This window comes from Sphingomonas montana, from assembly GCF_001956315.1.
Lineage (GTDB): Bacteria > Pseudomonadota > Alphaproteobacteria > Sphingomonadales > Sphingomonadaceae > Sphingomonas_R > Sphingomonas_R montana.
Window position 1 is genome coordinate 84,059 of sequence record NZ_KV887144.1, and the last position, 11,091, is coordinate 95,149.

Annotated in this window: 8 protein-coding genes; 4 read left to right on the forward strand and 4 right to left on the reverse strand. The window is 64.4% G+C overall.

Features of this window, described 5'->3' with window-relative positions; translation table 11 throughout:
• Positions 1 to 405 precede the first annotated feature (405 nt).
• Positions 406 to 576 carry a hypothetical protein gene (locus BKY59_RS17610; protein ID WP_165374793.1) on the reverse strand — a complete coding sequence of 57 codons (171 nt, stop codon included), beginning with the start codon at positions 574 to 576 and terminating at the stop codon, positions 406 to 408.
• A 9-nt stretch (positions 577 to 585) separates the two neighbouring features.
• Here BKY59_RS17610 and BKY59_RS05165 point away from each other — a divergent pair, with 9 nt between their 5' ends.
• Positions 586 to 3,036: a glycosyl hydrolase 115 family protein gene (locus BKY59_RS05165; protein WP_076069132.1), complete on the forward strand. Its 2,451-nt coding sequence runs from the start codon at positions 586 to 588 to the stop codon at positions 3,034 to 3,036.
• 5 nt (positions 3,037 to 3,041) lie between these two features.
• Here the strand turns inward: BKY59_RS05165 and BKY59_RS05170 are convergent, their stop codons facing one another.
• Positions 3,042 to 3,323: a DUF3253 domain-containing protein gene (locus BKY59_RS05170; RefSeq protein ID WP_076069715.1), complete on the reverse strand. Its 282-nt coding sequence runs from the start codon at positions 3,321 to 3,323 to the stop codon at positions 3,042 to 3,044.
• Between the two features lie 272 nt (positions 3,324 to 3,595).
• On the opposite strand from BKY59_RS05170, the gene BKY59_RS05175 reads away from it, so the two are divergent.
• Positions 3,596 to 3,916 carry a hypothetical protein gene (locus BKY59_RS05175; RefSeq protein ID WP_076069134.1) on the forward strand — a complete coding sequence of 107 codons (321 nt, stop codon included), beginning with the start codon at positions 3,596 to 3,598 and terminating at the stop codon, positions 3,914 to 3,916.
• A gap of 174 nt (positions 3,917 to 4,090) precedes the next feature.
• On the opposite strand, the gene BKY59_RS05180 is transcribed toward BKY59_RS05175, so the two are convergent.
• Entirely contained in the window at positions 4,091 to 6,301 is a 2,211-nt protein-coding gene (locus BKY59_RS05180; protein ID WP_240499967.1) for an alpha-galactosidase, read from the reverse strand.
• 163 nt (positions 6,302 to 6,464) lie between these two features.
• Between BKY59_RS05180 and BKY59_RS05185 the strand changes: the two genes are divergently transcribed.
• Complete coding sequence (locus tag BKY59_RS05185; protein ID WP_076069136.1) at positions 6,465 to 9,266, forward strand: TonB-dependent receptor; 2,802 nt, start codon at positions 6,465 to 6,467, stop codon at positions 9,264 to 9,266.
• 70 nt (positions 9,267 to 9,336) lie between these two features.
• A complete protein-coding gene (locus tag BKY59_RS05190; RefSeq protein WP_129586208.1) occupies positions 9,337 to 10,380 on the forward strand; it encodes an aldose epimerase family protein in 1,044 nt (347 codons plus the stop codon).
• A gap of 4 nt (positions 10,381 to 10,384) precedes the next feature.
• Here BKY59_RS05190 and BKY59_RS05195 read toward each other — a convergent pair whose 3' ends face one another.
• Entirely contained in the window at positions 10,385 to 11,083 is a 699-nt protein-coding gene (locus BKY59_RS05195; protein WP_240499968.1) for an SDR family NAD(P)-dependent oxidoreductase, read from the reverse strand.
• Between the last annotated feature and the right edge of the window lie 8 nt (positions 11,084 to 11,091).

Below are 11,091 nucleotides of genomic sequence, written 5' to 3' on the forward strand. Positions count from 1 at the left end.
CCCCAATCGGAATGGTTATTGGGGAATTAACTTCGCCTTATGACGAAGCGGTGACACCGAGCGGGATTTCTATGCCGTTGCACAGCAGACCGTTGGGCGCGCCATGTTCACGTGAAATCCGGCCCCCCGGGAGCCGGAGAGGTACGCGGATCATTGGTAAATTTCCGTGCCGGTTGGCGGACCAGTCCTTCTAACGTGCCCGGTGTTATTCAAACATGGCAGCAGAAACCTGAAACTGTCGCCATGCTATCGGCCTCGAAAGGCCGGGCGCTTGCCTCCTTGCCGCCCCGGCAGCGGCTTTGCACCACTTAGGGCAAGCATGATGCCCGGATCGCGGCGGTGGCGAACGGTAAGTGTCGCGTTTCGCCATCCGGACCACCATGCAGCGTTCATGGAACCCGCAGATCACGCTCCGACCTCCCCTTCGAACGGCATCGTCTTCACCGACATCTCGCGCAGCAGCGCAGGCAGCACCAAATAACGGAAGGCGATTGCCCGAAATATCGTAGAGCAATAGTCATGTCGTAAATGGGCGAGGGAAATGTCGCGTTGAGAAGAAGCAGCGGCCGGTTCCATCGGGCTGTGATGGCGCTGGTAGCGCTGTTGCTGGCGCCGGTGATGCCAGCGTCGGCCGAGTCCTTCGTGCGGTTCGCCTCCCTGCCGGGCGGCGTGGTGCTTGCAGATGCCACCGGCGCCGCGCCGATCCTGAGCGATCCCGGCGACGCCGCTGTCGTGGGTCATGCCATCGACGATCTGGCCGACGACATCGGCACTGTTTCTAGCCAGCATCCGGACCGGCTCGCGGCTCCGCCCGCCAGGGTCAAGACGCTGGTGATCGTCGGGACGCTGGGGTCTAGCCGGTACATCGACGCGCTTGCTGTGCGCGGACGCATCGACGTGCGGCGGCTGCGGGGGGCGTGGGAAAGCTTCCTGATCGTCACCGTCGCGCGACCGATGCCCGGCGTCGATCGTGCATTGGTGATCGTCGGCAGTGACCGACGCGGCACCGCGTATGGCGTCTATGAACTGAGCCGCGCGATCGGCGTGTCGCCCTGGATCTGGTGGGCGGACGTTGCGCTGCGCCGACACGCCATGCTGGTTGTCGCACCGGGGACGCGCCGCTTCGGTCCACCCGCGGTCCGCTATCGCGGCATCTTCCTCAACGACGAGGATTGGGGGCTCCAACCCTGGGCAGCGCGGACGCACGATCCTGAATACGGCAATATCGGCCCGAAAACCTATCGCCGCATCTTCCAGCTGCTGCTGCGGCTCAAGGCGAACACGCTCTGGCCGGCGATGCACAAGGTCAGCGCGCCGTTCAACGCCGATCCCGCCAATGCGCGCGCCGCGGACGACTGGGGCATCGTGATGAGCGCATCCCACGCCGAACCGATGCTGCGCAACAATGTCGGTGAATGGCGTGATACTGCCGACCGTTTCAACTATGCGCGCAATCCCGACGGCGTCACCCGCTACTGGCGCGAGCGCGTCCAGGCGAATGCCCGTTTTGAGAATCTATGGCCGCTCGGCATGCGCGGTATTCACGACTCCGCACTGGTCGGCGCGACGACGGACGGGGACAAGGTGACGCTGCTCGAGCGCATCGTTGCCGATCAACGCAGGATGCTCGGCCCCGAGCCGGCGCGGGTACCGCAGCTGTTTACACCCTATAAGGAAGTACTGGATGTGTATCGGAACGGGCTGAAAGTGCCCGACGACGTGACGCTGGTGTGGCCGGACGATAATTTTGGCTACATCCGGCACGTACCTGATATGGTGGAACAGGCCCGAACCGGCGGCAACGGCGTATATTATCATCTGTCGTACCTCGGCGCGCCACTGTCCTATCTGTGGCTCGCCACCACTCCGCCGGCACTGGTGCAGGAGGAGATGACCCGCGCCTGGGATCGTAACGCCCGCCGGGTCTGGATCGCCAATGTCGGCGACATCAAGCCGGCTGAGATCAGCATCCAGCTGTTCATGGACCTTGCGTGGAACGTGCCCGGCCGTCGCCGGCTGAGCCAGCGCGCGCAGCTCGACGCATGGGCGGAGGAGACGTTCGGGGCGGGGCAGGGCAGGACGATCGGGGGAATGCTCGACACCTATTACAGCCTCAATTTCGAACGGCGTCCGGAGCATCTGCAGTGGTGGCTGCCCGGCCAGAAGCCGCGGGCGAGCGGTTGGAGCGGTGCGGATATCGACGCGCGGCTTGCGCGCTTCGCGGCGTTGGTCGCCGCGACGGATCGAACTGCGGTCGGTATTCCTGCCGATCTGCGCGATGCATGGTTCGAACTTGTCGGCTACCCGATCCATAGCGCCGCCGCCGCCAACCGCCGGGCGTTCGCCAACGAACGCTATGCCGCGTTGATCGATAATCAGCCAGATGCCGCCCGGGCCGCGGCGGGCATGGCACGCGCCGCCGATGGCGAGATCAAGGCGCTGACCGATCGGTACAACACCGCCACGGCCGCGGGGAAGTGGCGTTACATGATGGCGGAGGAACCGGCGGACAATCAGTGGCGGACGATGCGGATCAGCCCGGCGGCGTTACCTGCGCCGGGCATCGCAACCGATGCCCTTATGGCCAACGCGCCGCTGCCGCCGCTGCCGATCGATCCGCACCCTGCGATCGTCGTGGAGGGGGAAGATGGCCGGGCATTCACCGGCTGGCGCTTCGTTCAGGGTCTCGGGCGGAGCAGGGGCGCGCTCGTTGCCGACCGCACCGGCACGCCGGCGACGTACGATATCGACCTGCCGGATGCGCGTGCGCTTGTCATCGGCCTGTTGCCGCGCTTTCCGGAGGATGGCGATCGCATCATGATCGACGTTTCAATTGACGGCGATCCCTCCCGCCGGATCGACATGCCTCGCGTTACGGGCAGCCCGGATTGGGGGCAGGCCGTTCTCGACAATCTGTTGCAGGTGCCGGCCGGGCGTCTCGGAGCCGGCCGACACCGATTGACCATCATTGCTCGCAGCGGTGGCGTCGCGATCGATCGCCTGACGTTTCCGCCTTCAGGAGAACCCGACCGCTAGTATGACTACATCGATTCTCGTCCCGCCTTGTCTGGCGCGTCCAAGCCCGGGCAGATCACCGTGAGACGGGCGATCCTGTATGGCCCAGATCGTGTTTCCAGCGGCCGTCCTTTCCAGCTGAGCTGCACCAGTCCGTCGCGGACCAGCCCGTCGATCGCGGCGTGGACCGCGGGCATCGCGCCGCGCCAGTCCGTCGCGATCGCGCGCGCTACCTCGCTCGGGCAGATCGTCGCGTCCGGTGCGCGGTGCGCAAGGAGGGACAGCGTCGCAGCCCGTGGATCGCTCATTTCGTTTACGTCGCGCCCGGACGCCATCCGGTCAAGCTGCAAAAGACGCCAGCTGCGTCGTGCAAGCCTGGCCTGCGACGGGATCTGACCGGCGCCTTGGCAGGCGCGTGAGACCAGCATGGATGACCATCAGCTTGCAACGGTGGTGAACAGGGGTTTGCATGGCCGACTGTGCGCCGTTCTGCTTCGCAGCACGGGCATTCGCCGCTCCGTGGCGTGATCGATTTGCGGGTGCTGATGGCTTGGTCGGCGAGGCGTGCTAGGGCTGGGCCATGTCAAACACCCGAAACAACACCGGTACCGTCGATGTCGATGGATTCAAGTACGACTGGCAGCTCCACCGCGAGCCGCAATGGTCGGATGACGAGGGATGGAGAGGTATGTCGATACGCTTGCAGCAGCAGGATAGCCAACGCGAGGCGTTGCTGGAATTTCCTGCTCCGAAGCGCTTGATGAAGGGGCTGCCGCGTGGGCGTCTCCAGATCGACGACCCGACTGTTTGCCGCGCCGTTCGCTCAGCCCTGCTGGCGGGGTGGGAGCCGATGTCACGCGGCAAGCCGATGATCTTTATGGTCGATGCAGAGGGCAACTGACGTCTTGAGATTAGCCAAGGATGATCCGCCCTTCACTGAGCGTGTCACTTTAGCTCCGCCGTTACCGTCGCGCCGTCGATCGAGTCACCGTGCGGCTTCGGCTCCGCTTCGCCCGGCTCGCGCAACCACGATCGGGCAGTTCTGCCCGATCGTGGTGATGACCGATCGTCACCCTCAACCGACGCGCGTGAGGATGAAGCCGGCGGCCTGGAAGTCACCGCGCAGCGGAACGTCGATGCCGCGCCCCATCCAGTACGCGCCGCTCGCGACTGACGGGATTTCCGTGATCAAGGGCTCGCCGTCCATACGCTCGATCCGGTAGCGCGCTTGGGGATCGAGCCCGGCCAGCTGGATCGGTGCCCGCGGATCGAGGCGGTACGTGCCCTGGACCAGCGAGAATAGCGCCGCCTGGGACCTGTCGGCCGCCACGTAAAGCGTCGTGGACTGCACATCGCCCGGGGTGGGTCGCACAAGCCGATACAGTTCCCCGCGCTGAACGGTCTGCCGGATGCGCTTGTAGACCGCAACATAGCGGGAGGCCGTCGCAAAATCCTCCTCGGCCCAATGGTTCAGGTTGTTGCCGATACCGAGCCCGCCCTGCATCGCCGACAGGAAGCGGAAGGCGAGCGGGGTCGCACGCTTGTTCAGCCAGTTCGGGCTGTCCGTCACCCAGGCCATCATCGTGCCGGGTGCGTAGGCCTGGGTGAAGCCGTCCTGGATCAGCAGGCGGTCGACCGGATCGGTGTTGTCCGAAGCCCAGACCTGGTCGGTGAGGGCCATGATGCCGAGATCGACGCGGCCGCCGCCGCCGGAACAGCTTTCGATTTCTACGTTGGGGTGTCGTTTCCGAAGTTCCGCGAGAAGCCAGTAGAGGTTGCGGACATAGTCGACGTAAATCTTCTGCTGATCGGCGGGCGCTGCGCCGATCATACCCGGTTCGGACCAGTTGCGGTTATAGTCCCATTTCAGGAAGGCGATGTCGTTGCTGCTGAGCAATCGATCGAGTTCGGCCAGCAGGTGATCGCGGACATCGCGCCGGGCGAGGTTCAGCACCATCTGGTTGCGACCCTCGGTGCGCGGTCGGCCGGTCATGCCGATCACCCAGTCCGGGTGCGCGCGGTAGAGGTCGCTATCGGCGTTGACCATTTCCGGTTCGACCCACAGGCCGAATTCCATGCCCAGCGATTTCACCTTGTCGATCAGCGGTTTCAGGCCGTTCGGGAATTTCCGGCGGTTGACCGTCCAGTCGCCAAGCCCGGCCCGGTCGTTGTTTCGCGCGCCGAACCAGCCGTCGTCCATGACGAAACGTTCGACGCCGATCCGTGCCGCCTTCTCGGCGAGCGATATCTGGCCTGCTTCGTCGACCTTGAATTCGGTCGCTTCCCAGCTGTTGTACAGGATCTTGCGCAGGGGCGGGGCGGCACCCTGCTTGGGGAGGATGCGATCGCGTTCGAACCGGTGGAGCAGCCGCGACGCATCGCCCATGCCGTGTCCGGAATAGCCGGCGTAGAAGACGGGCGTATCGAGCGTCTCACCGGGGCGTAGCCGGTAGGCGAAGTCGAATGGATTGTAGCCGCCCGTGATCCGGACGCGCCCCGCAACGTCCTGCGCCACGGTGATGCGGTGGGAGCCGCTCCAAGCCAGCGCACCGAACCAGACCGGCCCGTCCTGTTCGGTCGATCGTCCTGCCCGGCCGATGGCGAACCAGGGGTTGTTCTCGCTACCGGTCGATCCGCGGCGGCTTTCGAGGACCGTGGCGGCCGCCGACACGGGGCGCTGCTGCCGCGTCCATTCCGCGCCCCAGCGGCCGGTGAGGGAATGCAGCTGATAGTCCGGTGCGAACGGAAGCACGTAGGTTGCCGACATCGCCTGATCGATACGCAGGTCACCACGCGTTCCGTTGCGGATCGTGGAGGAGCGGGCGACGATCCCGGTGGCCCGGTCGATCGCGTACCGCAGCGATACCGTGATCGGGAGGCGGATGTCGTGCATCTCGACGGTGACCCCGTCGGCATCCATTCGGTGCGATCCGTACACCAGGACCAGGTCTCGATTGCCGTCTGGCATCGCGATCTTCAGCGCCGGTTCCGCGAACAGGCCGCCGCCCCAGCCGGCATATTCCTGCGGGACAACGTTGGCGGCGACGTCGAAGCCGCTTGCGGCCTTGGCCTGCGCTGCGTCGATCGGATCGCCCGCGCCGATCCGCCGACCCCAGTAGACCGATCGGACGAGCCCGTCCGGATCGATCTTGAAGGCATAGGTGACCGCCCCGCCGTCGAGCCTGAACAGGCGTTTGTCCGCGTCATACCCCGACTCGGCCGCAGCACTGGCGAGCGGGAACAGGCACGCGCCGAGCAGCAGCGACTTGTGAACCAGTCTCAGCACCAGAACCACTCCTTTATCATACATTATTAGTCCCAGTAGCTGGGCGACGGACTTTCTGCAGTCGATAAGTGCGTCAGATATGCAACGCAGGCAACGAGATTCCGCTCGACAACCCGAAATTTAATATCATACTTATTCTCATAGGCACAAAAGGGAGGACACAATGCGCCGCGTTCAATTTGCCGCTTATCTGGTTACCTCGGCCACCATCGCGCTGGCCGCATCGGGTGCCGCGGCGCAGACATCCGGCAGCATCGATCGACCGTCCGTGCCGCAGCCCGCGGGCCAGGTCGATTCGCCGGCATCCGCAACCAATCCGTCCAGTGCCAGCGACGCCGAGGCCGAGATCATCATCACCGGCCAGCGCGCCAGTCTTGCACGTGCCCTAGAAATCAAGCGCGAGACGATCGGCGTCGTCGACGCGATTTCCGCGGAGGACATGGGCAAGTTTCCCGATCAGAACATCGCGGAATCGCTCCAGCGTATTCCCGGCGTCTCGATCGATCGCGTCAACGGCGAAGGGCGCGGCATCACGGTCCGCGGGCTCGGACCGGAATTCAACACTGTCCTGTTGAACAACCGGCTATTGTCGACCGATGCCGGAGGGCGGTCATTCTCGTTCGATATCCTCTCGTCGGATCTGATCAGCGGGGCGGAGGTCTACAAGTCGTCCGAAGCGCGATTGCAGGAAGGCGGCATCGGATCCACGGTCATCCTGCGAACCGCAAGGCCGACGGATCGGTCCGGATTACGCGTCGCGCTGAACATGGCCGGCCGTCACGACAGCACGTCGGACAAGATCACTCCATTCGGATCGGCCGTGATCAGCAGTTCGAACGAGGACCGCTCCTTCGGTATCCAGGCCAGCGTCATCTACGACAAGCGCATTTCGAAGCTGACCAATATCAGTACGGACGGCTGGATCACCGACCAGAATATCGACGCCAACGGCGACCGCGTCCGCGATACGCGCGGGGTCGCATTACCGCGGTCGTTGAACTTCACGTCCACGCGCAACGACCGGGAGCGGATCGGCGGTACGTTCGCGTTGGATTACATATTCTCCGACACGTTGAAGTTCACGATGGATGCGCTCTACACGCAGCAGAAGGTCGCGAGCCGGACCAATCAACTGGGTTATTATGTCGACCCGGACCGGATCACCAACGCGACCGTCAACGGCAACGGCACCGCGACAAGCTTCACCGTACTGCCCGCGACAGCGACGGCGGGACTGGCATCAGACAATATCGTGGCGACGAACCCGCAGGACGCGCGCACCTATCAGATCGGCGGAAACCTCACCTGGACGCCCAGCGATGACCTGACGGTCTCGTTCGACGGCGCGCATTCAAATTCCCGCAATTCGTCGGACCAGCTGTTCTACGTCGTGGGGACCCGGCAGATCGGCGTAACGCCGACATTCGTCCTGGACGGTGCCGGCGGGTTGCCGGAAATGACAAACATCCTGCCGACGAATGACGTTTCGGCGCCACGCCTCCATTGCTGTTCGGAACGCGGCGGGCGGAATGGCGACACCGTGAACCAGGCGACGCTGGACGCGACGTGGAAGACGGACTGGGGCGCGCTTTCAAAGATCCAGACGGGCCTGCTGTTCACCAATCGTAGGAAATCGACGATCGTCCGGGAGTCACCCGAACCGCTTGGCTGCTTCTATTGCGGCTACCAGGCGGTAGCGCCGGCTTCGCTGTTCACCGAGTTCAGCGACAAGGTGCAGGGTCGCAACCTGACATGGCTCGATTACGACCGCGATGCGCTGGTCAGCTATTACGGCAGTGCCGCGGCGGTGAACCAGGTAGGCGGCACGACGCAATCGGCCATCGACGCGCGCAACCGGTTCCTGGCGGTCTATGCCGGCAACAACAACAGTCTCGACCCGATCGACCGGGATCGCGGTTCGGGCACGGTGCGCGAGAACACCTATGCCGGCTATGTGCAGGCAAGCCTGGAGGGCGACTTCGGCGATCGCCGCTGGACCGCCATGCTGGGCGCGCGCCTGATCCATACCGACCTTCACGCGACCGGATTTTCGGTCACGCTGCTGAACGTGATCCAGAATCCGGCCGATCCGACCGCGGCGGTCCCGGTCTACAGCCCCACGGTCGCCGTGACCGCAGACAACAACTACACCTATGTCCTGCCGACGGTGAACTTCCGGCTCGATGCGACCGAGCAGCTCAGCTTCCGGCTTGCCGGGTCGCGCACGCTGACGCGACCGACGCTGAGCCGGCTCGGGCTGTCGCAGGATTTCGTGTTTCGTCCCCCGAACTCCAATACTGTCAGCGGCGGCAATCCATTCCTGAAACCGTTCCTGGCGTGGAATGCGGATGTCTCGGCCGATTATTATTTCAGCAAGACCAGCTATGCGAGCATCGCCGGATTCTACAAGAAGTTGCAGAATTTCATCATATCTGGTCAGCAGCCCGAGCAGTATTTTGGGCTGAACTTCATCGCCAACCGGCCGTTCAACGCCCAGAATGGCGAAGTCTACGGTTTCGAAGCGGCGGTTCAGTCGACGTTCGACTTCCTGCCCGCGCCCTTCAGCAATTTCGGCGGGTCAGCCAACTATACGAAGGTGGAAAGTTCGATCAAGTTCGATCCATCGTTGAGTAACCAGACGTTCAACGTGGAAGGGCTGTCCGACTCCGCGAACCTCGTCCTGTTCTACGAGGATGATCGTTTGCAGGTTCGCGGCGCCTATAACTGGCGTGCGCCGTTCCTGCGGCAGACATTCGGCCCGCAGAGCCAGCCAGAGAACATCAATGGCTACGATCAGATCGACGCGAGTGCATCGTTGCGGATGTTCGGCGAATTCTCGCTCTATGCCGAGGTGCTGAACCTGACGAACAAGAAGTTCCGGAGCTACTCGCGGTTTGACGAGCGGTTGATCACCTTGTCCGACCAGGGTCGCCGGGTCACCGTCGGGGTGCGTGGCAACTTCTGACAGACCGGCCTTGGCGGGCCAGGGTCGGGGCGGCGCAGCGATGCCCCGCCCCGATCGTTTCGAGGGACCCATGGTCGACGTAGAACGCATGCCCACGCGGCTGAAGGACGGACGGGAGATCGCGGTCTTCCGGCTTTCGGCGCGCGATGGGATCGCCGTGACGGTCGCCGAACTCGGTGCTACGCTGATGGGCATCGAAGCGCCGGACCGCGACGGCCGCATGGCCAACATCGTGCTGGGCCTGCCCGATATCGCTGCCTATCCGTCCGCGGGCGCGCCGGGCGCGGATGTCTGCCTGGGCGGCAGCTGCGGCCGTTTCGCGAACAGGATCGGGGGGGCATGTCTAGAACTGGACGGGCGGACCGTTCGGCTCGTTGCCAACGAGGGCCGCAACCATCTGCACGGTGGACCGGATGGGTTCCATCGCCGCATCTGGAAGGGTGAGCGGCTGAGTGATGGGGTCGCCATGACGATCGACAGCCCGGACGGCGATCAGGGCTGGCCCGGCCGTCTGAAGGCGATCGTGGAGTTCAGGCTGATAGGTTCGGATACGGTGTCGATCACGTACCAGGCGACGACCGACAGGCCCACGTTCGTCAACCTTGTGAGCCACGGCTATTTCAACCTCGATGGGGCAGGGTGTGGTGATGTCCGGCAGCACGAACTGCTGATCGCATCCGATCGCTTCCTGGCAATAGACACGGCGGCGCTGCCGACAGGTGAAGTGCGCGATGTCGCGGGCACTGCGTTCGATTTTCGGTCCCGGCGCGCGATCGGGGACGCGATGCGGCTGCCCGACGTGCAGCTTCGCCCGGGGCGCGGCTACAATCATTGCTACATCCTGCCCGGCGACGGCTTGCGGCCGGCGGCCTCGCTTCGGTCGCCACGGTCGGGGCGGACGATGGAGTTGGCAACGGACCAGGCGGGTCTGCAATTTTACGACGGCTATGCGCTCGGACGCGGTGGTTCGCCGTTCGCGGATCGCGCCGGGCTCTGTCTGGAAGCACAGGGATGGCCGGACAGCCCGAACCACGCCGCATTCCCGTCGGCGCGGCTAGACCCGGGCGAGACATATCTTTCGCAGTTGCGATTGCGTTTCGGTACACGCGACTGACGGCCTACAACCGGCCAATGCGGCCACCGTCGGCGACGATGTCTTCACCGGTGACGAAGCCCGCCGCTTCGGACACGAGGAAGAGCGCCAGCGCCGCGATGTCCTCGGGACGCCCTATGTCGGCCGGGTCGATGACCTCCGCCCCGGACCTGATCGCCGGACTTGCATGGAGCAGCGGCGTATCGATCGCCCCGGGCAGGATGGCGTTGCACCGAATGCCGCGTTCGCGTCCCTCGATCGCGGTGGAGCGTGTCAGGCTGATGAGTGCGGCCTTGGATGCGGCATAGGATGCCACCAGTGTCGTCGTCCGCCGTCCATGGACCGACGCCACGTTGACGATCGCCCCGCCGGGGGACATGGCCCGCAACGCGAAGCCGGTCAGCAGGGCAGGCGCGATGAGGTTGACCGCAAGCAATCGCCGCCAGTCGTCCGCATCCTGATCCTCGATCGGCTTGAAGATCATAACACCGGCCACGTTGACGAGAATGTCGATCGCGCCGAACCGCGCAATGCCTGTGTTCCAAGCCGCCTTGACCGCCGCGGCTTCGCCCAGGTCCGCCGCGATCCACATGACGGTATCGCTTGCCGGGATGTCCGGCGTGGCGCCGTTGCGGTCTATCAGGACAAGGCGTGCGCCGGCGCGGGACAGGGCATGCGCCACCGCTCCACCGATCCCGCCCGCGGCCCCCGTGACGAAGGCCACTTTCCCGT